This window comes from Gluconobacter sp. Dm-74, assembly GCF_018256135.1.
GTDB classification, from domain to species: domain Bacteria; phylum Pseudomonadota; class Alphaproteobacteria; order Acetobacterales; family Acetobacteraceae; genus Gluconobacter; species Gluconobacter cadivus.
This window is the reverse complement of the sequence record NZ_JAERLX010000007.1, coordinates 78,517-103,563: the sequence shown is the minus strand read 5'-3', so window position 1 is coordinate 103,563 and position 25,047 is coordinate 78,517. Positions and strand designations below refer to the sequence as shown.

26 protein-coding genes are annotated in these 25,047 nt (G+C 58.3%); 17 read left to right on the top strand and 9 right to left on the bottom strand.

Annotation, left to right across the window (positions count from 1 at the left end; all coding sequences use genetic code 11):
- The first annotated feature begins 61 nt into the window (after positions 1-61).
- The 17 genes from JK208_RS11195 to JK208_RS11115 all read left to right on the top strand — a co-directional run bounded on the left by JK208_RS11195 (position 62) and on the right by JK208_RS11115 (position 14,435).
- Positions 62-1,441: a DUF4043 domain-containing protein gene (locus JK208_RS11195; RefSeq protein ID WP_194262752.1), complete on the top strand. Its 1,380-nt coding sequence runs from the start codon at positions 62-64 to the stop codon at positions 1,439-1,441.
- A 54-nt stretch (positions 1,442-1,495) separates the two neighbouring features.
- Positions 1,496-1,897 (top strand): hypothetical protein, encoded by a 402-nt coding sequence (locus JK208_RS11190; RefSeq protein ID WP_194262753.1) that lies wholly within the window; start codon positions 1,496-1,498, stop codon positions 1,895-1,897.
- A gap of 10 nt (positions 1,898-1,907) precedes the next feature.
- On the top strand, positions 1,908-2,507 hold the full coding sequence (locus JK208_RS11185; protein WP_194268674.1) for a hypothetical protein: 600 nt from the start codon (positions 1,908-1,910) through the stop codon (positions 2,505-2,507).
- A gap of 11 nt (positions 2,508-2,518) precedes the next feature.
- Positions 2,519-3,505: a hypothetical protein gene (locus tag JK208_RS11180; RefSeq protein ID WP_211576251.1), complete on the top strand. Its 987-nt coding sequence runs from the start codon at positions 2,519-2,521 to the stop codon at positions 3,503-3,505.
- A 96-nt stretch (positions 3,506-3,601) separates the two neighbouring features.
- Complete coding sequence (locus JK208_RS11175; protein WP_211576282.1) at positions 3,602-5,089, top strand: phage tail protein; 1,488 nt, start codon at positions 3,602-3,604, stop codon at positions 5,087-5,089.
- Complete coding sequence (locus JK208_RS11170) at positions 5,090-5,515, top strand: hypothetical protein (RefSeq protein ID WP_211576250.1); 426 nt, start codon at positions 5,090-5,092, stop codon at positions 5,513-5,515.
- Positions 5,512-5,829, top strand: a complete 318-nt coding sequence (locus JK208_RS11165; RefSeq protein ID WP_211576249.1) for a hypothetical protein — start codon at positions 5,512-5,514, stop codon at positions 5,827-5,829. The genes JK208_RS11170 and JK208_RS11165 overlap by 4 nt, the downstream gene beginning before the upstream one ends.
- A 751-nt stretch (positions 5,830-6,580) precedes the next feature.
- Positions 6,581-6,841, top strand: coding sequence for a hypothetical protein (locus JK208_RS11160; protein ID WP_211576248.1), 261 nt, complete (start codon positions 6,581-6,583; stop codon positions 6,839-6,841).
- Between the two features lie 18 nt (positions 6,842-6,859).
- The gene (locus JK208_RS11155; RefSeq protein WP_211576247.1) at positions 6,860-7,774 is read left to right on the top strand and encodes a hypothetical protein; all 915 of its coding nucleotides are present in this window, start codon (positions 6,860-6,862) and stop codon (positions 7,772-7,774) included.
- A 4-nt stretch (positions 7,775-7,778) separates the two neighbouring features.
- Positions 7,779-7,991, top strand: a complete 213-nt coding sequence (locus JK208_RS11150; protein ID WP_211576246.1) for a hypothetical protein — start codon at positions 7,779-7,781, stop codon at positions 7,989-7,991.
- The gene (locus JK208_RS11145) at positions 7,988-9,049 is read left to right on the top strand and encodes a hypothetical protein (protein WP_211576245.1); all 1,062 of its coding nucleotides are present in this window, start codon (positions 7,988-7,990) and stop codon (positions 9,047-9,049) included. The genes JK208_RS11150 and JK208_RS11145 overlap by 4 nt, the downstream gene beginning before the upstream one ends.
- On the top strand, positions 9,046-9,696 hold the full coding sequence (locus JK208_RS11140) for a baseplate assembly protein (protein WP_211576244.1): 651 nt from the start codon (positions 9,046-9,048) through the stop codon (positions 9,694-9,696). Before JK208_RS11145 ends, JK208_RS11140 begins: the two co-directional genes overlap by 4 nt.
- A complete protein-coding gene (locus tag JK208_RS11135; protein WP_211576243.1) occupies positions 9,665-10,024 on the top strand; it encodes a phage tail protein in 360 nt (119 codons plus the stop codon). Before JK208_RS11140 ends, JK208_RS11135 begins: the two co-directional genes overlap by 32 nt.
- A gap of 44 nt (positions 10,025-10,068) precedes the next feature.
- On the top strand, positions 10,069-11,208 hold the full coding sequence (locus JK208_RS11130; RefSeq protein ID WP_211576241.1) for a baseplate J/gp47 family protein: 1,140 nt from the start codon (positions 10,069-10,071) through the stop codon (positions 11,206-11,208).
- A gap of 41 nt (positions 11,209-11,249) precedes the next feature.
- Positions 11,250-12,488, top strand: a complete 1,239-nt coding sequence (locus JK208_RS11125) for a hypothetical protein (RefSeq protein ID WP_211576238.1) — start codon at positions 11,250-11,252, stop codon at positions 12,486-12,488.
- 4 nt (positions 12,489-12,492) lie between these two features.
- Complete coding sequence (locus tag JK208_RS11120; protein WP_194268682.1) at positions 12,493-13,179, top strand: hypothetical protein; 687 nt, start codon at positions 12,493-12,495, stop codon at positions 13,177-13,179.
- Positions 13,179-14,435, top strand: coding sequence for a hypothetical protein (locus JK208_RS11115; RefSeq protein WP_211576237.1), 1,257 nt, complete (start codon positions 13,179-13,181; stop codon positions 14,433-14,435). Before JK208_RS11120 ends, JK208_RS11115 begins: the two co-directional genes overlap by 1 nt.
- Before the next feature lie 5 nt (positions 14,436-14,440).
- Here JK208_RS11115 and JK208_RS11110 read toward each other — a convergent pair whose 3' ends face one another.
- From JK208_RS11110 to JK208_RS11070, 9 genes are all read right to left on the bottom strand, one after another.
- The gene (locus JK208_RS11110) at positions 14,441-15,754 is read right to left on the bottom strand and encodes a cytochrome c (RefSeq protein ID WP_211576235.1); all 1,314 of its coding nucleotides are present in this window, start codon (positions 15,752-15,754) and stop codon (positions 14,441-14,443) included.
- Positions 15,751-17,526 (bottom strand): GMC family oxidoreductase, encoded by a 1,776-nt coding sequence (locus JK208_RS11105; protein ID WP_408872110.1) that lies wholly within the window; start codon positions 17,524-17,526, stop codon positions 15,751-15,753. Before JK208_RS11105 ends, JK208_RS11110 begins: the two co-directional genes overlap by 4 nt.
- Positions 17,526-18,227, bottom strand: a complete 702-nt coding sequence (locus JK208_RS11100; protein WP_211576234.1) for a gluconate 2-dehydrogenase subunit 3 family protein — start codon at positions 18,225-18,227, stop codon at positions 17,526-17,528. The genes JK208_RS11105 and JK208_RS11100 overlap by 1 nt, the downstream gene beginning before the upstream one ends.
- A 151-nt stretch (positions 18,228-18,378) precedes the next feature.
- Positions 18,379-19,191: a hypothetical protein gene (locus JK208_RS11095; RefSeq protein WP_211576233.1), complete on the bottom strand. Its 813-nt coding sequence runs from the start codon at positions 19,189-19,191 to the stop codon at positions 18,379-18,381.
- Between the two features lie 20 nt (positions 19,192-19,211).
- Positions 19,212-20,177 (bottom strand): hypothetical protein, encoded by a 966-nt coding sequence (locus tag JK208_RS11090; protein ID WP_211576232.1) that lies wholly within the window; start codon positions 20,175-20,177, stop codon positions 19,212-19,214.
- Positions 20,174-21,103, bottom strand: coding sequence for an Hsp33 family molecular chaperone HslO (locus JK208_RS11085; RefSeq protein ID WP_211576231.1), 930 nt, complete (start codon positions 21,101-21,103; stop codon positions 20,174-20,176). Before JK208_RS11085 ends, JK208_RS11090 begins: the two co-directional genes overlap by 4 nt.
- A complete protein-coding gene (argF, locus tag JK208_RS11080) occupies positions 21,103-22,047 on the bottom strand; it encodes an ornithine carbamoyltransferase (RefSeq protein ID WP_349291984.1) in 945 nt (314 codons plus the stop codon). Before argF ends, JK208_RS11085 begins: the two co-directional genes overlap by 1 nt.
- Positions 22,044-23,240 carry an aspartate aminotransferase family protein gene (locus JK208_RS11075; protein WP_211576229.1) on the bottom strand — a complete coding sequence of 399 codons (1,197 nt, stop codon included), beginning with the start codon at positions 23,238-23,240 and terminating at the stop codon, positions 22,044-22,046. The genes argF and JK208_RS11075 overlap by 4 nt, the downstream gene beginning before the upstream one ends.
- Positions 23,241-23,408: 168 nt before the next feature.
- Positions 23,409-24,986, bottom strand: coding sequence for a D-aminopeptidase (locus tag JK208_RS11070; protein WP_211576227.1), 1,578 nt, complete (start codon positions 24,984-24,986; stop codon positions 23,409-23,411).
- Positions 24,987-25,047: the final 61 nt, after the last annotated feature.

Sequence of the window (25,047 nt, the reverse complement as noted above, 5' to 3'; positions counted from 1 at the left end):
CGATATTTGACCGGGTCTGATGGCAGGCCGGGTTCAGACAACACATTTATGGAAAAAATACATGAGCATTGATAATTTTCCTGTTCAGCTTCAGGCCGCCATTCAGCAGGGTTTTCTGGCCCGCGAGTTCGAAAATGGTCTAAAATCCCGTCTGGGCTTTCGCCAGGTTGCCGATCGCGAAGTGTTTCCGAACGCCATTGGTGAGACGCTGACGAAAACACGCAAGAGCCTTAAGGCGCCTGTGACGACGCCGCTCAACCCGACGGGGAATACCAATTTCGATAATGGTCTGAGCCCGTCTGGCTGGGCCGTTGAGCAGTATACGCTGTCGATCAACCAGTATGGCGATACGATCGACTTGAACATGGTGACCAGTGGTGTAGGGATTGCGTCGCAGTTTTTGGCCAACGCCAACACCAACGGTGTGCAGGCGATGCAGTCTCTCGACCGGCTGGCGCGCAATACGCTGTTCGGTGGTGCGCAGAATGGTGTGGGCGGCTATCTGGGCGGTAATACGCGCGTGACGGCGACACTGGGAAGCGCTGGGAATACCATTTCGGTTGATGACATCCGGGGTTTCCAGTCTGTGATCGTTCATGGTCAGGTGACGGCGCTCAGTGCGACCAATGGTATGACGGTGACGGTGGGTAGCGATGTTTATACACTTGTCAGCGTGGCGGCTGATGGGACGAATGTGTCTACAGCGCCGGGTGGTGTTTCTGGGCAGATGACGTTCTCGGCTTCAGTTTCTGTTGCGGATGGGACGGAAGGTCAGGCCGTTGTAGCTTCCACGGCGCCGATGGTGATCCGTCCGAATGGTCGTCTGACGACGGCGGCGTTGCAGACGGCGAGTGCGAACGGTCTGGCAGATACGCTGGGCATTCAGCAGGTTCTGGCCGGTGTGGCGACACTGCGGCGTAACAACGTGCCGATGATCAATGGTGCGTATCACTGTTATCTGGATGATCTGCAGCTTCTGTCGCTCTTCCGTGATCCGGATTTCAAGCATCTGTATCGTGGCGCTTATGGTTCGGAAGAGTATCGTTCCGGGCAGGTGATTGAGCTTCTGGGCGTGCGGTTTATTCCGACGACGGAAGCGCCGCAGCAGGCGTCGCTTGGGGCGGGTTCCATTCATCGTGCGCTTCTTCTCGGTCAGGGTGCGCTGATCGAAGGTGACTGTGCGCTGACGGGTCATTCCGACATTCCGGATGCCGAGCGGGCGCTGATCGAGATGGTGGACAGCGTGGCGATGGTGACGCGTGAGCCGCTGGATCGACTGCGGCAGATCATTGCGCAGTCCTGGTACTGGATTGGCGGTTTTGCTCTGCCGACCGACGTGACGGCGGATATGACGGTCATTCCGACGGCGACGAACAGCTATCTCAAGCGGGGTGTTGTGATCGAGAGCCTTGGTACGGATGCTCTTGGTCTGACGTTCTGACCTATTTCTGGCCCCTGTCTTTGAGGCGGGGGCCTTTCTTGCGAGGGGAATGACATGTCCGGAACGGTTGGTTTATCGACGGATATTCTCTCGGAAGGAGAGAAAATGGATATCCGGCGATTCTGTGGGTATCCCGCGATCGGATCGCGGGAAGGAAACCAGGAATCATGGCGTTTCTTCCAGGTGGAAGGCGCGCTGGAATGGCGGATGAATTATCTGTCTGCGGCGGAGTTGCAGCAGATCCGGCTTTATCTGTCGCAGCTTTATCCGCTCGAAACCGCAATTACGGCGTCGTCGGACAATCTGGATACGGCGCGGGCGGCTAGTTGGTATCACAATGGTCGCGAAGTGCAGGACCGGATGATGTTGTTTACGCTGTGGCGTCGTCGTCTGTGCGCGTTTCTGGGTGTGACGGGTGGACTGGAACTGCAGGACGGCCGGGCAATCGTGGTTTGAGGAGGGTATTGTGCAGCAGGCAATGATCGCAGCCCGACTTTCCAGAGGATATGCCAAAGCGGCGCAGGTTCTGGGAGCTTTGGGCGAGCAGTATCGTCCTTCGAGCGGTCTGTCGCCGATGAGTGTGCTTTATGCGCAGCCGATGCTGGCTTTCGATGTGGATGCCGGGTTTTCGTTTGAGCGTCCGATTGGATGGGGGATTCCGACGGAATATGTGCTGACGGATCGCCGGGATGATACGCAGGTGGGCGATATTCTTGCTGCGAGTGGTCGGACGTATTTCGTAGCGTCCGTAGAGCCTCTGCGGCCGCCGTTATGTGTGGTGTGTAGCCGGACCGTGTCGGTGAGCGGTGTTACGGGAGTGGTGCAGACGCTCGTATCGGACTGTCCGGCGGCTATTATCATGCGGGCGAAGGGGGAGTCTTCGGGAAGCGGTGTTCCGGGGGCGACACGGCCGGGTCAGTCCGTAATGTATCTTCCGCTTCTGCCGGGAGTTGTTCTGACGCCGTATATGACGGTTACGACCGATTTGGGCACGACCTATACGGTCAATGCGGTGGAAACATCCGGGTTCGGTATTCGGTGCACTATGTCATTTCAGCAGGTCTGAGGGGGAGAAGAATGACGGATGCCTCCAAAGTCGGGCTGGCGCTCGCCTATAACTGTGCGCAGGTTCTTTATCCGCAGGGGTTGTCGGGTGTTTCTGTGACGGGGCGGCAGGTGGTGTTGCGGCGGGGGTGGCTTTTACCGAGCGATCTTTTTACGGCCCAGAATATTCGTAACAATATCGATTTCGTAACAGTTACGATGGCGCCGCGGAAAATGCCGGAATGGGCGGAACCACTGGGGCGGCCCTGGCGGGTGCAGCAGAAGGTTGAGCCTACGGTCGGAGTTGTTGTGACGGATGGGGCGGTTGAGATCGTTTTTTCCGGTAATGCGACGCCGGCGGGAGTGGTGGCGGTCTGGCTGGATGATATGCCACAGGGAGGGGAACCTTCTGCGGCTTATGCGGTGACGGCTCAGGATACGCCCGAGACGGTTGCTGCGGCTTTGGCGGCGGCTTTGACTGGCGGTGTGACGAATGGTGCGGTTGTCAATGTGTCGGGGCGGGTTCTGAATGGTTATGCCGGTGGCTATGGCCAGTCGGTGCGGGTGACGCGACGGCAGGCGCAGCTCTATCGGGTTTCGATCTGGACAGCGGATGCGACGGCGCGCGAGACGCTCGCATCTGTTCTGGATACCGCGCTGGCGGAGCAGAGCTGGATCAGCACTCTGGACGGGAGGGAAGCTCAGCTTCGCTTTCAGAGTGTGGAAGATGTCGACACGATGCAGAACGAGGCGTTGTATCGGCGGGATTATTTTTATGAGCTGGTATTCGATACCCTGCAGGTGCAGTGGGCGTCCGAAATGCTGTGCGGGATTGGAAACCTGTCCGCAGGGGAGGGGCTTTCGGCATCTTTCGGCGTTCTGGCACCCGGGGTGGCTAATCAGACGGTAACGGCGGCTCTGGAGGCCATGCAGGCTGTGGTTGCGGCGCAGGCGGTGGCTTCGGCTTATCCGGGTTTGAGTGTCGACCGTTTCGGGACGGTGGTTGCGCTCGGCGGCTGACGCAGAAGCTGGGTGATAAAAGCTGAAATTTCATCAGGAAAGCGGGTGGCCTTCATGGAGGCGCCCGCTTTCTGCATTTTGGAGAGCGATCCGGGGATGTCTCTGGTCTATCAGGCGGGAACGCTGAACACCACGGCACTGACCGTGCCAAATCTTTATGTGCAGATTGCCCAGCCGCAGACGCTGGCCCTCTCGGGCGTATCGTCTTCGGTGTTAGGGATTGTGGGAACCGCTGGCTGGGGGCCGGTGGGGATGCCGCTGCCGATCGGGGGCATGAGTGATTATGTCGCGGCGTTTGGCGCCAAGCAGAACAAGACGACGGATGCGGGTCTGGCGATCAATATTGCTGTCATGCAGGGAGCGTCGACGTTCGTGGTTGTTCGGGTGACGGACGGAACGGATGTGGCTGCTTCCGGTACGCTTGACGGGGTGACGATTCAGGCTGTCTGCACTGGAAGTGCGGGTAATGGCATTGTTGCCGCAGTGACGGCTACGGGGTCCGGCTATGCGCTGGCGGTGACGCATGCCGAGCTGGGTTCAAGGACTTATGCCGGTGCGGACTGGTCCGGGATTGCCGCTGCTGTGGCGCAGGATCTGAGTGCGCTCGTGAAGGTTGTGTTGCCGGAAACGGTTCCGGCTGTGGCTGCTGCGAGTGTGACGCTTTCAGGCGGCACGGATGGTGGTGTTCCGACCACGGCGCACTTCCTGGGGCAGGACAGCACGGTCCGGACGGGCATGTATGCGCTGCGTGGACAGGGATGTGCCGTCGGGTTGCTGCATGGTGTGTCGGACAGTACGTCCTATACGGCGCAGGCGGCTTTTGGGGCGTCCGAGGGGGTCTATATGATCGCCGTGGGCCCAGCTGCGGATACGGTGATGAATGCGATTGCGGTCAAGGCATCGAGTGGTCTGGATGCGGCGTCGGTCAAGCTCATGTTCGGGGACTGGTTGTGGTGGGATGATGACAGCAATGGTGTGATTCTCGTTAGTCCTCAGGCATTTGCGGGTGGCAGGCTGGCCGCGCTTTCACCTGAACAGTCCAGTCTGAATAAGGCTTTGTCGGGGGTTGTGGGAAGCCAGAAGGCCGGTCTGACGGGAAGCAGTGCGACGTATTCCACGGCGGAACTGTCCGTGCTGTTTACGGCTGGAATTGACGTGATCTGCAATCCGGCGCCGGGCGGAAGTTACTGGGCTGTACGGTGTGGGCATAATTCGTCCAGCAAGAGTACCATGAATGGCGACAACTACACGCGTCTGACGAACTATATTGCGTCTTCGCTTGCGGGCGGCATGGGCGGTTATGTCGGCGAGGTCATTAACGACACGCTGTTCAGTGATATTCGCTCGACGCTTTTGGGGTTTCTGTCGTCTCTGCTGTCTCAGGGTATTCTGGGCGTCCAGAATGGTGAACTACCCTACAGTGTGGTCTGTGATTCGAGCAATAATCCGCAGTCCCGCACGGCGCTCGGGTATGTGCAGGCGGATGTGGCTGTTCGATATCAGGGCATCAACGAGAAATTCATTGTCAATCTGCAGGGTGGCGCGTCTGTCACTGTATCGTCTGCTTCGGGGAGTGTCGGCTAAATGGCAAATCCATATAGCATTGGTCGGGATTGCCGGATTACGGTTCTGTGGAATGGCCAGCGGGTTGATCTGAGGGATGTGACTTCTTTCAGTGCGGCTCAGGAAACGCATGCTCTGCGTGCCAACCCGCTGAATGGTGTTCCTCTGGAATTCAATGTTCCGAACGGTTGGCGGGGAGCGTTTCAGATTGCCCGCGCCAATGCGGCGCTGGACAATCTGGTGGCGGCTGTAGAAGCTGCCTACTGGAATGCGGGGACGGTCGGAAGCGGGACGATCTACCAATACGTTGTGGAACCGGATGGTTCGACGAGCACATGGGAATTCAGCAATGTTTCCATGCAGTTGAAAAGTGATCCCTGGCAGGCGGATCATATGATCCATCAGACGGTTCAGTTCTTTGCTTCTACGAGGACGAAGATTTCGTGAGTGATTTTCCGCAGGAAATTGTTCTGTCAGATAAGCGCCGTCTGACGTTGCGCGAGATTGATCCGGCGGACATGCTGGATCTGATTGAAGCGGCGGGAAGTGCGATCAATGGGGCTTCGGCGTCTGCATGGCTGGGCTACGCGGAAATGATCTGTTCCGTGACAGCGATTGATGGTGTGCCGGTTCAAATGCCGCAAAGCAAGGACGAAATCCGGAATCTTGCCCGACGTGTCGGAAAGTCCGGGATTGCTGCGCTGACACCGTTGTTTGAGCGTGATGGGGATGACGATATTCGGGACGTCGCAAAAAACTGAGTCGGCACTCCGGGTTTCAGGAGATGCTTTATCTTCTGGATCACGGGGTGCCGTGGGATGTTTTGCGGGGGTGGTCAGGGGCGCGGCGTCTGGCCGCGTGTGTCATTACCGGTGAACGGGAAGGACACTGTTTTGACTGGGAAATGATGCGGTATCAGGGAGAGATATGATGCGGGAGAACATCTGGCGGAATATTCTCTTGGTCAGGACATTTTTCGGTCAGTCTGCCAGAGGGATGCTGCGAAGGGAGACGCCGGTTTCGGCCGTGCCTCGTTTGCGGAAATCGGGCTGGGCGAAGACGGTTCATGCCAGAAATCATCCGGGGATTGCGGTCAGGATGGCGTATTCCGGAACGCGGGAAACATCCAGTACTCGGAGTGTGCCCGGCGCAGGGAAGCCGACTGGGTTGCGAAACGAGGCGCACTTTTCAAGGCGAAAAGGGGATGAGGGATCGATGCTACCCTCTTTTTCTGCCAGATCTGTTGTTGCTCTTGCCGGGAACAAGGGGCGGATTAAGAGGGTATCTACCTTTCCGAATTCTCCGCGGCAGATGTCTCAGTTGCGTGTCAAACAGGATAAAATAGTTTCTAATAAAAAACGTATTAACCTTGTTTCCCGAAGAACTGTCTCTCCGAAAAGACGATCGGGGTTGCTCGAAAGAATATTCCCTTCAAAGTCTGCGAGGCGTGTTGGGAGTGCTGCATCGTCCGTTGTTCTTGAGACGATGCGGCGGTCTGGAAACTCCTTGTTTGTGCCGCAAGCTCGGCCTCTCCTTGCGGGGGAGGGGATGTACGGAACGATCGGGCGGGAACAGAAGTCGCAGCATGTTTTTTCAGAGGCTCGACCATCCCACAATACTGAAATTGTGAATGATCGTCTGGAGCATGAGGTGAGGAGCGGGGATTTTCTGCTGGGTCATCGTGATGCCCGTCTGGCGGCGCGTCGTTCTGGCGGAGGTGTGGATGAGATCATGCAGCCTCAGTATCCCGGTCGCAGTATCGGATTTTTCTGACAGAGGAGATGTTCTCTGATGGGTATTGGCCTTTCTGACATAGAAAATGCCATTGGCGCTGTGGGGCGTTTGGGGGCGTCGTCGCCTGTCATACTGGGAAGTCTGGTTCTGACGGGAATTGAGGTTCCGGACACGCTTCAGGTTGGCGGTCGTCAGATGCTGGTTGTGCATCGTTTGCCAGGTGGTGGGCGGGTTGTGGACGCGCTGGGCAATGATCCGGGACGGCTGGAACTGCGGGGGCGTTTTCTCGGTCCAGACGCGCAGATGCGCGCTCAGGCGGTTGAGCGCATGCGCATGGCGGGACAGCAGGTTGCGTTCTCGGCGGCAGGTCTTTCTGTGCAGGTGTGGATTGCGCAGTTTACTTACGTCTATCAGGCGAAGGGGGCGGTCTGTTCCTATAAGCTGGTGCTTGAGAGGCCTCAGGAAACAACGTCCGTTCAGAGTCTGTCGACCCTGTCCGGCTTGCTGGGAGATGACGTCGGGAGTGCTCTCGACAGTTTTTCTGGGACAGTTTCGGACATTTCCGAAGGGGTCTTTACTGCGGTCGGGCAGGTTTCGTCGGTTGTGGGGCAGGTGATGCCGCTGGCCAGTTTGGTTGGTGCAGGTGGTTTTGCTTCGAAAGTTACGGATGCACTGGGGACGGTCAATGGCGTGGCGCAGAGCGGGATGAATCTCGCAACCATTCCCTCCGCACTGGCATCTGTTGCGGGAGGATTGCAAAATGCGGGAAGTGGTTTGCAGTCCATTATTGCCGGGGCGGGACAGAATGTTGAAGCCATCCAGCCGGTCAACAGTGCTTCGCTGAATACTCTAGGTCAGAATGCGGCACTTCTGAGTGCGGCGGCTGATGCGGGGGGGCTGGTGAACCGGTCTGCGGCGAATATTGCGGTGGCTCAGGGGCAGGAGACGGCTTTGCCGTCGGTTTTCGCATGAGGGAATGATGCAGGATATTATTGTCAGTGCTGCGGATATTTCCCTGTTTCATGTGGCGGCGCGTGAACTCGGAGATGCGTCCCAATGGTGGAGAATTGCGCAGGTTAACGGGATGGTTGACCCGGATTTGGGCAGGATTTCTGAAACTGTTGTTCTGAAGGTTCCGTCAGTTGAGTCTGATCTGGTGTCCGGTCTGCCTGATGGAGCATTGGAATGAGTGTCAGAAACCTGGAGGTTCAGGTTCTTTTTGACGGGCAGGTCGATCCTGTTCTGGCGCTTGTGCAGTTTGAAATCGACGCCAGCCGGTATGAGGCGTGCGATATTGCTACGCTTCGTCTGGCTGTCAGAAAGCAGGGAGCGGCGACGCCATGGTTTGAGGCGGAGCAGCCTGCGCGGAAGTGGGTGACACTTCAGATGCGGGATACCCAGAATATTGCGGCGGCCTGGACGACGCTGTTTCAGGGGCGTCTTGATCACATCGATTATGTGGCTGAGCATGCCATTCTAGAAATGGAATGTCGTGATGCGCTGGCAGCGTTGATGGATCTGCGTGTTCAGGATGCGTGGCTCAACCATACCCAGCAGGAACTTCTGGAAATTATGGCGCAGGCGGCGGGGCTTGAGGCACGGATTACGTTGCCTTCGGATCAGGCGGCGCTGATGGCGGGTCAGTTTTGGCAGATCGAGCATAAACGGGGTGCTCTTATGGGGCAGCACCGTTTTCAGACTGCGGCGGATCTGGCGTTTACGGTCGCAAGGGATGCGTTCTGTGATCTTTATGCCGACGGAACCTCTTTGGTCTGTCAACCACTGGGGTCTGCTTCGGAGGCTGGTGCGCAGGTGACGGATATGCGTCAGGCGGTTCTTGAGACTGGAATTGCGCGCGATTTGCAGTTGCTGGCGGGTGTGGTCGTTCATATGGCGTCGTGGGATTCTCGGCAGAGAAGTACGACTCACGTCTATTACGATGGTGTTTCTTTTTCTCAGGACGCGCCTTCGGGAAATTCTACCATCCATACATTCCGTGTTCCCGGGCGTCGGCTGGAAGACTTGCAGAGGCTGGCGCGAGGAAAACACGCTCGCATTGCTGCTCATGCATTATCTGTCCGAATTAAAATTCCTGGAATTATCGGAGTTTCGCCACGGAATTTCATGACCGTGGCGGTGGGAAATGGTGAGAAAACCCTGGGGATCGATCAGGTTCTCTCACGCTTTTCCGTGGAGCAGGGATTTGTGCAGCATGTCGTTCTAAGAGATCGGGGAGGTGAGGCATGAATGACGCCCGTTTTGATGCGGCCGCTCTGCAAGGTCGGACGGCGCATACCATGTTTGGGATCGTGTCTGCCGTTGATCCGGTCAATCATGCCGTCAAAGTTCGCATTCAGCCTGAAAACATAGAAACAGGCTGGATCCCGGATGCGTGCGGTGTGCATGCGGGGGATCTTCGGATTGCACGTCCGTCTTCTCCGGGAACGCATGTTGTGTTGCAACCGGTCGAGGGAGATGGAGAGCATCTGGTCGTGACGGGTAGTGTGTATGACACGGTGGTCATGGCGCCTGTGTCTCCGCTGACCGGTAAGGTTGCACAACCTGGCGAATTTCTTGTCAAAGGCGGGTGCGGTCTTCCGCCGTTGTCTGCTTCCGGAAGTGTTGGGGCATCGTCTTCCGGTGCGGGGTGGTTGCATATTGGTCCGGATGGTGTGGCGGCGGGTGCGGGAAATGCGTCTCTCCTTATTAAGAACGGGGCGATAAGTCTTTCTGTTGGTGGAACGGATATGACGCTGACATCTGTCGGACTGACTCTTTCCGGAGGGGATATTCGCACTGACCAGCATTCTCTGAATGAACATATTCATCTGGCAGGAAGCCAGAAACGGGAGGGCCGCTTGGATGATCGCTCTTTCGCATATTTTCGGAAATGATCTGGTTCTGTCCGTTGGAGGGCTTCAGACAGTTTCGGGCTCGGAGCTTACGAGGCAGGGATTGCTAAGGCGTCTGCTGACGGTTGCAGGAAATTATGTCTGGCAGCCCGATTATGGAGTGGGGCTTCCGCTGATGGTGGGGCAGGTTATTGCTCCGGAAGCCATGGAATCCGTCATCCGGGCGCAGGTTCAGGAAGATGCCAATGTGGACTCTTCAGAGGCCGTGACTGTCACCGTGACGGATGAGGGGCTGGGCATTTGTAGATGTGATGTCTCCTATGTGGATGCCGGGTCCGGCCAGCAGCAGAGCCTGTCTTTTTCCTACTGAAATAATGAGAGCGGCACAGTATTGAACCGCTCCAAGAGGATGCGATGTCTCTCTCTTTACGTTCCTTTTCCACGACCGTTTCCACTGCGGTGACAACGGCGCAGGCATCCTGTTCGCAGTTGCTGGACGTTTCCATCGGTTCTCCCGTTCGGGCCCTGATGGAAAGTGTTGGCGGTGTTGGTTTGTGGTTGCAGTATTTAGTGTTGCAATCACTGTTACGGACCCGACTGTCGACGTCAACGGGATCAGACTGTGACAGTTTTGTCTATGATTTTGGCATGAGTCGATTGCCCGGCACGGCAGCGACAGGTGTTGTGACGTTTACTTCTTTTCTGGCCAGCGAGCAGTCGGCAGTTGTTCCTCCAGGAGTGATTGTGCGGACAGTCGGGGGGATCTCCTTTGCGGTGACGCAGGATCAGACTTTGCCGACATGGTCTGCCTCTGCGGGAGGATATGTGCGGGCAGCGGGCGTTGCGACGTTGTCGGTTCCTGTCGCGTGTCAGGAGGTGGGAGCGACCGGAAATGTTTCGGTTGGTGCGATCTGTCTGATGGGAACGGCCGTAGCGGGGCTGGATACGGTGACGAATGGTGCACCCTTCCTTAATGGTTCCGATCAAGAAACAGATAGCCAGTTAAGGGCACGCTTTCCGCTCTGGCTGGCCGCAAAAGCCTCGGCCAGCAGGGCTGCGGTGGGTAATGCCATTGCCAATGTCCAGACGGATTTGAGTTATTCGCTGCGGGATGGTCTGGATACGGGGGGGAATGCGCGCAGCGGGTATTTTACGGCTGTAGTGAATGATGGAAGCGGTGTTCCGTCGGACCAGCTTTTATCGAATGTCTATGATGCCATTGATTCTGTGCGGGCTCTTGGGGTCGGTTTTGCTGTGCAGGCGCCTCAGGATCTAACGCTGAATGTATCCATGGATGTCATTGTGCCTTCGTCTGTTCCGGTTCAGCAGGCCGTGAGCGCGATCCAGTCGGCCGTGTCCAAGGATATTGCGTCCACGACAGTGGGTGATGGTTATCCGTACAGCCGCCTGTCCTATCTGGCTTATGCCGGTGCGGGCGTTACCGTGACGTCTGTTCTGAATGTCCGACTGAATGGCGGGCAAATCGATATTCCTGCAAATGGCAATCAGGCACTCATGGTTGGGAATATTCAGATCAATGTCACTCAGGGTTGAGGGGGTGAATTCTGAATTTTTGGGACGGATGAGGACTTTTTATGGCTGTATTTAATACATATCCCAAACTCAACTCCCTGACGGGAGAAGAAGTTGTTGTACTGGCAGATTCCAGCGGTACACGAACCGTTACGGCGACGGTCTCCCAGATTATCGAGGCACCCGTCAGTGTTGCGGCAAGTGGTCAGTTCTACTCGGATAAGGGCGCCCAGATAAAACGGTTTGCGGACCGGCTTCTGGTGGGTGTTGCAGCCGATAATCCTACTTTGAGTGACAGGGCAAGTTCATCGCAGGATGACTGGCTTTCGGAAACCATGGGGGCAACATCCATCGGTCCCTGGGCATTGCAGGATGCTCAATGTGCGTCGCTTGCACAGTTTGGCAACAGTGCGTTTGTTGCGGGGTCGCGCACATCCGATGCCGTGACCGGTAAGGCGTTGCTGGGTTTTCAGCCGAGTTCCATCGGAGTGGCGTCCTGGGGAATTTCCGATGATACGTCCAGTCCGACAACGACAACCGCTTACGCCTATTATGGCGAAGCATGGCGTCTGGCAGGAGTGAATTATCAGCCAACTTTCGGAATGGAGCTTGAGGCTGTCAATTTTGGTGGCCTTGCGGTGGGGCAGTCCACGCCTTATGCGCCGAATGTTGGCGGTGGCGTCTATGGGATCCAGCTTGGCGCGGGTGGTGGTCAGACATCGGGGACTTCTGATGCCGCAGCTGGCATGGTGTTCGTTTCCAATCCGAATTCATGGCAGACTGGTATTGTCTTTGGTGCCCAGTCCCTGACCGGGACGGATGGCAAGGATTCCGGATATGCCTCGGCTGTTTCTCTTGCGCGCAATCAGGCTGTGGAGTGGCATACGCCGGAAACTGTTTCTGGTGTTGCCGGATCCAATGTTGGTGCATTTGTTCGTTCTACCGTGACGGAACGCACCAACGGCATGCGTCAGGAATTTACGGATAACGGGATTCTGTTCGGCAATATCGAAGGTGAGACACTGTTCTCGGTCGCCAGCATGCCCAGCCCGACCAATGCGCTTCAGGTTCAGGCTGGGGCCGGAGCACAGGCGGCGGGTCTGTATGTGCAGGAAGGGACGGGTGGATCGGGAAATCTGGGTCTTTTTCCCGCGAACGGCGGAGAGTTGCAGATTACGTCTCCGGTGACGGGAACGGGTGGGACGATGCCGACTGTTGCCAGTGGTGGTTTTCTGCACATCAACATCAATGGCGCAGATTATCGTATTCCGCTGATGGCTCCAGACCAGGTCGGAGGGTGAGGGGATGGCGGTTCTTTACGATGAAGGCAAAGACATCCTCCGAGCTTCTGATGGTAGCGTTCTGCTGGATACGGGGCCTGCGCCTGGCTCTATAGAGGATTTTGCAGGGCGGTTCCGGCGTCTTTTGCCGACGGGGTGGTTTCCGCCTGCTCCTCAAGGGCTGGAAGCAGAATCCGCACCGGTACTGGCCGCAATTCTGCGTGGTTTTGGTGCGGTTTTGGCCGGAATCTGGCAATTAATGCAGGAATGTTCCTTGCAGATGCGTCTTGCAACAATGAGCGGCGCTTTTCTGGATATGGCTGCCGAAGATTATTTCGGGGATGGGGGACTGGTTCGTCAGGCATCCGAGCCGGATGTCGTGTATCGCAAACGCATCCGTGCTGCACTGTTTGCCGAACGCAACACCCGTCAAGCTGTAACGAATGCGCTTGTTGCGGTGACGGGTGTGCAGCCGGTGATTATCGAAACCCTCAATGCGTCCGACTGTCATGCGCTTGCCTGTGAATCGGTTCCTGCCATGGGCGGGGGGTACGGTTATGGTGCGCAGGCCCTGCGTTACGGCAGCCTTCAAGGTGGTCAGTTTTTTGTGGAAACACAGTTGGGAAAAGCCGCAGATCTGGCGACAGTCTGCCGTGTTGTCGATCAGACGGCAGCCATGGGCGTTACCGGCTGGATCAAGGTGAAAAATTAATGGATCGGGCCATCGTTTATGCGGGATCAATACCGCTCGATACGGATCTGCTGCGGGCAGGGCGTTATACCAAGTCGGCATTCGGTAATTTGGCGTCCATGCTTTACGGACCGAATGTCATGGCGGCCTCGGGACTGGGATGTTCGACGGCTTATAACAGCCTGAACCTGACGATTGAGGCAGGGTCGATTGTTGCTCCCGGCGTTATGGATGCTTCCGCCATTGGTGGCAATGGTGGTGGTCTGGCAGCGGACACGACCGCTCTCACATGCCAGTATATCAGCACGGCCTCGCAGACTATTACTCTGCCCGGATCGGGCAATACATACACGATTTACGCTCTCTGCTCCGAGCAGGATGCTGATCCGACGGTGCTTCCGTTCTTCAATGCCAGCAATCCCTCCCAGACACAGGCTGGTATTCAGAACAATGGCAGCGCGCTTCCTGTGCGTCGGACGGGCACTATGACCTTTGTCGCGGCGACCAATCCACCTGTCGCTCCGACAGGTGGGTGTGTTGTGGCGCTTTATACGATTACGGTGCCGCAGGGGGCGTCTACTTTAGCGGGAGTAACGGCTCAACCAGGACAGGTGTTCTGGCCGACCATTCCTGAGCTGGCGACGCAGGCTCTGCTGAAAGCGTCGACCGAACCCATGACACTCGTGACCGGAAATGGTTCGGTTTCCATCCCGGCCTGGGCCTCCAGAGTGGAGTTGCGTGTTATCGGTGCCGGTGGAGGCGGCGCGGCCTCGCAGGCCACGACGACTGCCAGTTCGTTTTCTGGTGCCGGCGGCGGCGGTGGCGGGGATGCCTGGGGCATTTATACCGTCAGTCCGACGCAGGGCAGCGGACTGGCGATTACGGTCGGGAATGGCGGCGGGTCCGAACAGACGGGGGGTACGTCTCTCGTCAGCTATCTCGGGCAGACACTCCTGCAGGCCGAAGGCGGACAGGGTGGCACGTTCTATTCCACGACGGGGTCTGCAGGTGGAGTTGGCGGAAACGCATCGGGCGGCACCGTTTGGAACCAGAGCGGAACGTCCGGTGGTGATGGACAGTGCAACGCCTACACGTTCTCAGGCTATGGAGGCGATGGCCCGTGGGGTGGTGCAGGGCGTTGCGGCAATCAGGGCGGCCGGAACGCCACGCGATATGGTGCGGGCGGTGGTGGCTCCTATTCAGCGACGACCGACGGCGCATCGTCCAGTGGGGGCACAGGATATCAGGGCTGTGTCCTGTACCGTTTCCTACCCTGACAGGCTCAGTTCAGTGCAGGTGTGTCATCCGCCATATCGGAGGGTGGCATGCTTTTGCTGAACTGTTTGACGTCTTCTGCCGAAACAGGGGAGGCGTTGTTGCCCCACGCATGGCGGATGAACGTCACGACATCGGCAATCTGCTGGTCGTTCAGTTTATGGTTGAACGCAGGCATCGTGAAGGAGGAAGGCGCGGCGGTCATGGCAGGAAGGGTCGCGCCAGCCTGAACGATATGAACGAGTGACACCGGGTCGGTCTGCATCACGACGGGATTGCCCGCCAGTGGCGGAAAGACGGCAGGATATCCCTTGCCATCCGTACGATGGCAGGCGGCGCAGCGATCAATATAGACGCGCGCGCCCCGCGATGAGAGATCCGCTTTGTGAAGCTGGTCCGTAATGGTGGGATCGTATGTCCAGGGTGTCTGGGACTGGTCGGCCGCTTGAAGGCTTTTGAGGTAATGCGCGATCGCCCGCAAATCCTCATCCGTCAGTTTCTGTGTGCCATGCAGAACGGCAGACGTCATGGAGCCGAAGACGCTTCCGGTCTCGGCGCGACCCGTCTTGAGGAACGCCACGATATCCTCTTCGCGCCAGCGGCCCAGTCCGGTCCGGTTTTCCTGACGAAGGGAAGGAGGCGTCCAGCCATCCACTACGGCCCCGCCAGACAGATAAAGACGGCCGCCATCGGCCGTCAGGGATTTTTCCTGCATGGTGATGGCGCGTGGAGAATGACAGGCCCCGCAATGGGCGGGCCCTTCCACGAGATAAGCGCCTCGTGTCAGTTGGGGATCGGTAAATTCTCCGGCGGTGCGGGTGATGGCGTTATGAGGCGTGGGCGCAAAAATCCAGCGCCAGAACGTCAGTGGCCACCGCATGGACAGCGGCCACTTAATCTCGTTGTCCGGCGTTGCAACGGAAGCCGCTGGAACGCCTTTCCTGAAATAGACAAACAATGCGTGAATATCGCTGTCTGTCATCCGGGCATATGAGGGAAATGGCATGGCGGGATAAAGGGTTGAGCCATCCCGGCGAATGCCTTCCCGCACTGCTCGGCTGAACTGTGCTTCCGTATAGCGTCCAATCCCGTGTTCGGGGTCGGGGGTGATATTGGTGGAGTAGATTTTCCCCATAGGAAGAGAAAATGATACTCCTCCAGAATATTCCGGTTTCCCGTAAACGGAATGGCAGGCCGCGCAGTCGGAGGCAGCTGCCAGATAGCGTCCTTTTTCCAGAGTAGCTGTGTCAGCATCCTGCGCGACCGCAGATCCCGTAAGTCCGGCTCCGAGAATGAGGACTACAAAGAGGGTTCCCTTCATGCTTTCACCAGCGGGCCAGGGGATTTGAGATAGGTTGCACGGATATGATGCGCGGCCCAGTATGCGAGCGCAGCCACCATTCCCGTCGGATTATATCCCATACCCTGCGGAAACGCATTCGACCCGATGACAAAGACGTTGGACACATCCCAGCTCTGAAGGTAGCGGTTGATCGCGCTAGTCTGGGGATTTTCTCCCATAATAGCGCCCCCGCCCAGATGGGTGGTCTGATAGGTGCGTGTGTCGAAGGGTTGACCCGCATTGAGATGAACCAGATTCATTTTCGTCGCGCCCATGGCGCGGGCGATGGGTTCGATTTTGCTCACGACATACTGGTTCATACGGATGTCGTTATCCTTCCATGTGAAGGTCATGCGGAGCAGCGGCTGCCCGTAAGCATCCTTCCACGTTGGGTCGAGATCCAGATAAACATCCCGATACGCCATGTTGCTGCCATGGGCGTCGATACCGAGCGAATGCTTGTAAGTATTGACGAGGGAGTCCTTGTAGGCGGAGCCCCATCGCGGCGTTCCTCCCCCTCCGGCGCCGAGTGCGGCGGCAATCGGCTTTACACCCGCCTGATTGACCCAGACAGGCGATCCCCCCACAAAGCCGAGCGGTCCGTGATCGAAATTCATGCTGTTGAAATCGTCAATGGCTACCCCGGCGCCACCCGCCCCTACGAACTGGTTGGTATAGGTCGAAGGCGACAGCCAGACGCGTGAGGACGTGATCGTCTGGTAGACGAAATTGCGTCCGACTGTTCCGGTGTTGCTGACGGGATCGTAGGGTTTTCCGATCCCGGACATGAGCATCAAATGAACGTTGTGGAACTGGAACGCCCCCAGAATAACCAGATCCGCCGCGAGCGAGGTTTCTTTCCGGGTTTTCGTGTCCAGATATGTGACGCCGGTCGCTTTTGTTTTCGTGCTGTCGAGATCGACGCGTAGAACATGGGCATTTGGAATCAGGGAAAATCTTGGATCCTGCCGCAGGACAGGCAGAATGTTCACGTTGGGTGAGGCTTTTGAATACAGGTAGCAGTCATACCCGCTGCAATAACCGCAGAAATTGCACGGCCCCATCTGGCAGCCGTAAGTGTTGGTATACTGCCGCGACGCATTGGCCGCGGGAAGCGAATAGGGATGGTACCCGGCATTTTTTGCGGCATCCCGGAAAACTGATGCCGAAAAAGTATCCTTCATGGCTGGAAGAGGAAAATTATCGGAACGATCCGGGGAAAAAACATTCCCGTCTCCAACAATTTTTCCCTGAACTTTGTAGGCTTCTCCTGATGTCCCGAAAACCTTTTCTGCTTTGTCGAAAAAAGGTTCAAGCTCGTCGTAGCTGATCCCATAATCCTGAAGGTTCATGCCTTCGGGAATGAATTTCTCGCCATACCGTTCGATTATGGCGCTGCGGAGCCTAAGGTCTTCTGGGGCAACGCGGAAATGGACGCCAGACCAGTGCAGCCCCGCACCGCCGACGCCTTCGCCGGGCAAAAATGCTGCGAGCTGTCGGTACGGCAGGGCTGTCTGATCCATGGTATTGCGGATCGTCAGGGTCGACTGGGAGAGGTTTTGGAAAAGCCGTTTGCGGATGGCTCCGCGCAGTTCATCAATGGATTCCGGATAGGCTCCTTCAACGGGCGTCGTTCTTTCCGCCCCCCGCTCAAGCATGACGACCGACAGACCGGCTTCAGTCAGTTCCTTGGCCATAATTGAGCCGGCCCAGCCGGCGCCTACAATGATCGCATCGACATGTTTGACCATCAGGCCGTCTCTCCGGAAATAGAGACCGGACCAATGGGATAGGACGCACCTTCCTGATTCACCCAGTCCATGAAGTCTGCCCGTGCGCCGGGAAAGCCAAGCATGACCCAGCCGCCAAGGCCTCGGTTGCCGCCGTAAAGCGGATCGGCAAAAGCTCCTTCTAGTGTGTTGGTCCGAAGCTGTTCAAAAAAGACTCGTCCCGGAAGGTCGCCAAGCTGTACCGAACCGCCTTCTAGGGCTGTCAGGATTTCGTCCTGCTGCAAAGCGGACAGAGCCGCAAATCCTTTCCCGTATTGCTGACGGGCGTAGTGCTCCACGCCTGCAATTCCCTTGCGATACAGGTCTTTGGGGACGAACGGCAGTTGGTAGCCCAGATTGGCTGGACCCTGTTCGAACGGCCCGGACATGTACCAGTTCTTCCCTAGAGCGTATGGGGTCTGCATCTGCCGGTCCAGGAATTCCGCAACACCGAGCGCCCTTGCGCCCGGGCCGTTATGGTCAGCGGGAAACAGGCGTTCGCAGGCGGATTCGAGAAACTGGTATTCCGCAGCATTGAAAAAAGCCGGTTGATAGGGCTGGGCCGCTTCAGCCGCCAGAGCTTCGGCCCAGTGGGCATTTCCTGACGCCACCCAGAATGACGTGGTTCCCAGAAGGCCTTTCATGACACTGCGGCGCAGTGGATTGTTTAATGTCGGTTCCATGGGCGCACAGCTTTCTTCGGGGATAGAACCAAAGGGATAGAAAATATGGAAATGGGTAATTCACAAAGCCTGTTTTCTAACGAAGACAGATGAAGCCCGCCAGACGACCGCTCATCACAACCTGCCGAGAGGCCTTAACCCGAACTGAAATTCAGTGGGTTGCGGAACTGCCCGTTGAAGGAAGTTGCAGGGTTCCGGGCTGAGGTGAGCGCTGGACGGTGGCGGGCGTGGTTGTGGTGTCGGTCTCTGCACCCGTCGGGAAAATAGCATCCGGAGCACTGGGGGCCGCAACAACGGGCGTTACGGTTTTTGCAGACGTAGGAGGTGCCGTATCCGGTGTGCTCAGTGTGGGTGCTGTGACCGGCTTAGCTCCCGGAACGCCCAGTGTCTGCTGCTCTACGCCGCCATTGACGATTGGCGTTCCCGCAGCATCTGTCATCCAGGACAGGAGCTTCTTGCGGATCTGAAATTCCAGCTCCACATTCATATCCTGCATCATCTGGTTGGTAAGGGTATAGAGTTCCTTGCGGGATGTCGGATCGCGGTCTCCGGCGTCCAGCTTGCGCGTGATGCGGGCATGAACGAATCCGGTATGCTGGTTGTTGGCATCCGCGACATTCAATTGCACATCCATGGCGCCTTCCACCGCATTGTCGCCCGCACGGTTCAGATAGGCCTGCTTTATGATGAAGTCTGCCTTGCCCGAAGTCCCGCTGGCGACTAGACGCTGTCCGGCCATGTTTTTGAGAGCCTGATCCGGCGCGATGGGTGCTTTGGCCGACAGGGAATCCGGTGCAGCAGGTGCTTCGTCCTGAACGTCGATCGAAGCCACATTCAGATGGATCTGGGGAAGATAGCTGTAATCGGTCGGGGGAAATGTCTCGTCCGTAGTTCCGTCCGAGCAGGCCGTCAGACCCAGAGACAGCATCAGGGTTCCCAGACCGGTCCAGTAACGTATGCGCATATTCCTGTCTCCTGAAGGCTTTACCGACGACTGAAAAGGGACTTGATCCGGCTTTTCAGCCTCTGTCCAGAGGCTGGAAGGTGGGAAGGGGGCGCTGGCGGCTGGGACAGCGTATAAGACGGCGCCTCTTTGGAAGGCGAAGGAGGCGGCGTTTCTTCCGGGGGCGTTGAACGAAAACCGGAAGCCTGCCCGACCCCAAAATCTTCCGCTCTGAACGGGCGTGCGTCCTGGATCAGGAACACATGTTCGGGATGACGGGCATACCAGCCCAGAATCAGCCCCGGAATCATTGCGGCTGCTGGATCATCACTGATCAGCATCGGAGCATCGGGATAGTAAAAAGACGGACGCAGCGCCGGAAATGCCTCATTCCAGATCAGGTAAAATACTGTATCGGCGTCCTGAAAGCGGCTCACACTGAGCGACTGCACCTGAAAGGTGATCTGGGCCAGCAGCGGCAGCGCCGTGAAGGGCGACGAGACGATCAGCGGACCCTGACCCTGCCCGCGCTGGGCTGCCAGCAGGGCTGTGAGCCGGTTTTCAGTAATCTGCCGCCCGTTCGGACAGGACAGGGCTTCGCCGCTATCGGCATGACCAGACGGCAGCAGCAGCGTATGGGGCGCAAACCCTCCAATCCATGAGCCGGAGAGTTCATTGACGGCGATTTCAGGCAAAGTTTCGCAGGACGGACTGGCCTGCGGGGGCAGGGGAGCACCTAAAACTCCAGTCGCCAGCGGCCAGAACACTCTGTCCATCGCCACCAGAAGACGCTTCCGGGCGGCCTCATCGAGCGTCAGAACATGACTTGCGCAGTAGTCATCCCCTTCAAGCCACCAGCAGGCCTGCTTGCCGGTCGCGTCTTCCTTAAAAACCACAACGCTGAAATCATCCGCCACAACATTTCGACTGGCAGGGCTCCAGCCGGGATAAAGCTGCTCGACCGGAAAGCCATCGAGCTTCACGCCATCAAGCAGGGGCAGCGTCATGCAGTCCGTTCTCCCAGTTCCCCGCGCGTAAAGCGGAAACCGACATTGCAGAATTCACAGTTCATCGTGATGGCGCCATTTTCGACCATATGGTCGAGGTCGTCCTCGGGGAATGTCTCCAGAACGGAGGCCAGCCTCGCCCGGTTGCATCGGCAGCCATAAGCCAGCGCGCGTGGCGTCCCAACACGGACGTCCAGCGTGCCGAAAAGCCTCTGGATTAGGCGCTCGTTGGACAGGTCCGGGTCAAGGATTTCCTGCTCCGTCACTGTTCCAGCCAGCGTACAGGCGGTTTCCCAAGCGTCCTCATCCTGTTCGGACGCCTCGATCCCGCCTTCTGCCGCGATCCGCTCCAGAACAAGCGCCCCGGCCTTCCATCCATCCGCCGATTTCGCACAGAACAGCCGGATCCAGCAGTCATGCTGTTCGCTGGTCTGGAAGTAGTTCACGGCCATGTCCGCCAGCGTCGTGCCGGTCAGGTCTACAATGCCCTGATGCCGGTCCATATCCGGCCCCTGATCGATGGTGAATGCCATATAGCCGTCCCCCAAAAGGCCCTTGGCCGTCTCAGGGAGGGTATCCCGGTCCGCATCCTCGCGCAGACGTGCGAAGAACCGCAGATCCCCGCTGTCTGTCGCATCCGCCACGAGCATCGAAACCGGACCGTCGCCCTTGATCTGGAGGGAAAAGGCCCCCTTGAACTTCAGGGCTGACACCATGGCCGCCACGAGGGCCAACGCTTCTCCCCCAAGCTGCGAAACAGCATCGGGATTGTCATGCCGCGACAGAATGGCATCCGCCAGAGGCCCAAGTCGCACCAGACGTCCCCGCACCGGGGAGCGTTCCAGATAGAAGGGCGTAACACCGCCCGAGACGACCATGTTCGGAACGTCAGGCCGGTTCGTGTCGAGGAAGGGGGGTGTATCCATCAACCGTTTTCTTTCCCAAGAGCCCAAAGCAGCAGGCCCTTCTGCGTGTGCAGGCGGTTTTCCGCCTCATCGAAGACAACGGACGCCGGGCCTTCAAAGACCTCCGGCGTCACTTCTTCCCCGATATGGGCAGGCAGGCAGTGCAGGAACAGGGCATCGGGTGCAGCTTTTGCCATCAGCGCCGTATCGACCTGATAGGGCTGGAACACCTTGAGGCGGGTTTCACGGTCCTTGTCGCCCATGCTGACCCAAGTATCCGTCAGCACGGCATCCGCGCCCGCGACGGCTTCCGCAGGGTCGCGGAAGACCTCGATCGTCGCACCATGGGCGCGCGCCCACGTTACGGCGTCAGGGTTGGGCGCGAACCCCTCCGGCGTTGCCAGACGGACATTGAAGCCCAGCAGGGCCGCGCCTTCCATCAGGGATGTCGCGACATTGTTGCCGTCCCCGATCCAGGCCAGCGTTTTGCCGCGGATCGGCCCGCGATGTTCCTCGAACGTCAGAACATCCGCCAGAATCTGGATCGGATGGGAGACGGGCGTCAGGCCGTTGATGACCGGAACCGAACTCCACTTCGCGAGTTCGCGCAGATTGGCGTCATTCCCGGTCCGCAGCACGATCACGTCCAGAAAACGCGACAGAACGCGGGCGGTGTCGGCCACCGTCTCGCCCCGGCCAAGCTGCATGTCGCCCGGCGAAAGCACCGAAACGGACCCGCCAAGCTGCCCCATCCCGACCTCGAACGACACGCGGGTGCGCGTCGAAGGCTGGGCGAGGATCAGGCCGAGAGTACGGCCTTCCAGCGGGCGATCCGGATGCAGGGGCTGACGGCGCCCGTTCTGCATGGCCTTGACCTTCGCGGAAAGGTCGATGATCTGCCGGATGATTTCGGGGCTGAAATCGCGCAGATCCAGAAAGTGCCGGGGGGCTGTTGTCGCGCTCACGATGCTTTCTCCTGCGTGGCAGAGGCTTTCAGTGATAAAGCGGCTTTCACCAGCCGCTCGCAGGCCTCACGACATTCAGCTTCCGTGACGATCAGCGGCGGGACGAGACGCAGCACATTGTCTCCAGCGCCTACGGTCAGAAGGCCCTGAGCCAGAACGGCCTGCATGACGTCGCCCACAGGCGGCACACAGTGCAGGCCGCGCATCAGTCCAAGACCGCGGACATTGTCGAAAACGCCTTCCGAGCGGCTGACAACGTCTTCCAGCATCTTGCCGAATGCGTCTCCGACCGTGCGGACATGCTCCAGAAAGCCGGGGCTCAGGATTTCTTCCAGAACGGTCACCCCGGCCGCACAGGCCAGCGGATTGCCGCCAAAGGTCGTCCCGTGGGAACCCGGTGTCAGGTGTCGCGCCAGTTCTTCCGTCGCAAGCACGGCGCCAAGCGGGAAGCCGCCGCCAATGCCCTTGGCCATCGAAATCACGTCCGGACGGATGCCATACCATTCATGCGCGAACAGCTTGCCCGTGCGTCCAACACCGGTTTGGACTTCATCAAAACCCAGATACAGCCCGTATTCGTCACAGACGGCGCGCAGCCCTTCCATGAACTCGCGGGTCGCAGGCTTGATACCGCTTTCGCCCTGAACAGGCTCGACAATTATGCCCGCCGTGTGCGGCGTAATGGCCTCACGCAGCGTGTTGGTGTTGTTGAACGGCGCATGGTCGAACCCTTCCACCACCGGGCCAAAGCCCTTCTGATAGGCGGGATTGCCCGTCGCGGAGATCATGGCGAGCGTCCGGCCGTGGAACGCCCCGTCAAAGCACAGGATGCTGGTCCGTTCCGGGTGCCCGTTCTCGAACTGGGCGCGGCGGATCATCTTGACCATGCCTTCATTGGCCTCGGCGCCCGAATTGCAGAACAGCACGGAATCCGCGAACGTGTTCTGCACCAGCAGTTCTGCCAGCGCCTCCGCCTGCGGAACCCGATACAGGTTCGAGACATGCATGACCTTCGCGGCCTGTTCCGCAATGGTTTTAACCAGTTTCGGATGGGCATGTCCCAGCGAGGTCACGGCAATTCCGGCCCCGAAATCCAGATATCGTCGCCCGTTCGTCGCCGTCAGCCAGACGCCTTCGCCCTGCTCGAAAGCGAGGTCGGCACGTTTGTAGTTCGGCATCAGCGCGGGGATCATGATGGATCTCTGAATATCTGGTTGAAAACGAAACGGTTCATGCGGAATCGCAAAACCCTGCTCCGGTTGCCCGGAGCAGGGCTTCAAATTCCGCCAGCGCATAGTGAAGGGCAGAACGGGGTTCCGTCAAACCCCGGCGTGCTGGAATGTCGCGGTTAACCCGGCAAATCAGACCCGCTGATACAGCAGATCCCGCGCCAGCCAGCACCCGACCCGTACCGCCGTCACGCTCCCGCCCTGCCGTTCAAACGCCAATGTCCAGTCTCCGGGAGCCGTATGATCCAGCGCGCGCGGGCAGGGCAGAACCCACACATCCTTTGCCAGACGTTGAAGCATTTCCATCCGTCCATCGCCCAGAATTCCCGAAAAACCGCCATAAACCACGCCGCCTGCCAGTGTGATGGTGACTTCGGCCTCGTCCAGTTCCTCGCAGCGATAGACGCCCGCCAGTTCAGCAATATCCTCGCCGGGCGTCTCGTCGCAGCTGGTAAGGATGCTCGTCCGGTTTTCTCCCGGACGCTCCACCACGACTTCCGGTCCCTCCGCAGTCTCCTGCGCTTTTACGACGGCCGATCCAGCTTCGGCACGCGTTGCCGAAATCCCTTCCAGAACCTCCGGTACCATTAGATAACGTAGCTTTGCTCCACCGGGTGCGGGTTCGATTCGGGCCGATAGCCCCGTCTCCCGCTCCAGATAGGTCCCATACAGCGCGGTCGGAGGCTGCGTGCTGCGGTCCGGCTCGTATGGAACACCCAGAGCCGCTGCCAGAATCTGCGCCGCCGCAACCTGTGCCGCGCTCATGTGGTTGAACATCACCACGACTGACAGGCGCTCAGATGCCACATGCAGCCGATGGGAGCGCCAGCCCCGCAGAGCGCCACCATGCATCGTGACGTCCCGCCCGAACATCGTGCTGCGTTGCAAGCCGAATCCATAAGGCGCGGCCTGACCGTCACTGAACGTCACCGGTGCGGTCAGACGCCGGTACAGACTGTCCGGCGCGTCGCGTGTGGCATCAATGAACCGCTCCCAAGCGATCATGTCGTCCAGAGATGCCCCAAGCCCGGCATCCCCCGTCCAGATGACATTGTTGACCGCCGGACGGAAGCCGCTCTCCACGGTTCCTTCATAGCCGACTGTCCCATCCGGCATGGCACGCGTATCGGCGGCCAGAATGGCGCGTTCCATGCCCACCGGATTGAAAATGGATGTCTGGAGCAACTCGGCGAAACTGCGCTCCGTCCGGTCCTGAAGAATGTCGGACATCAGCCTGAAATTCTGGTTCACATAGGAATAGGACGTGCCGGGCTGAAACTGGAGCGTCCGCGTTCCCTCAATAACGCGCCGGGCCTCGCGGTCTCCGAAGTCGCCTTCGATGGGCGCGCCATGCAGCATCGCCACGGCCCAGTAATCCCTAAGCCCCGACTGGTTATGCGCCAGATGCAGCATTCCCGGCGAAGGCTCGTCGAGTTGTGGCAGGCGCGCATCCACATCCGCGTCCAGCTCGGACGGATCGTCATACAGATCCAGCAGCGTCCCACAGGTGAACTGCTTGGTGATGGAGCACATGCGAAACAGCGTGGACGGCGTGAACGGAATGCGGCGCTCTACATTCGCATAGCCCCAGCCATGCCGGATCAGAACCTCGCCGTCCTTCAGAACGGCTACAGCCCCGCCGGGGCCGGGAAAGCGGGCAGGGAGGGCGGAGACGGCCGCTTCAAGACGGGCAAAAAGTGAATCGCTCATGGAGGGAATGATGGCTCCAGACCGTCTTGCCGTAAATGCCTTTCACCCGGCATAATTGTCC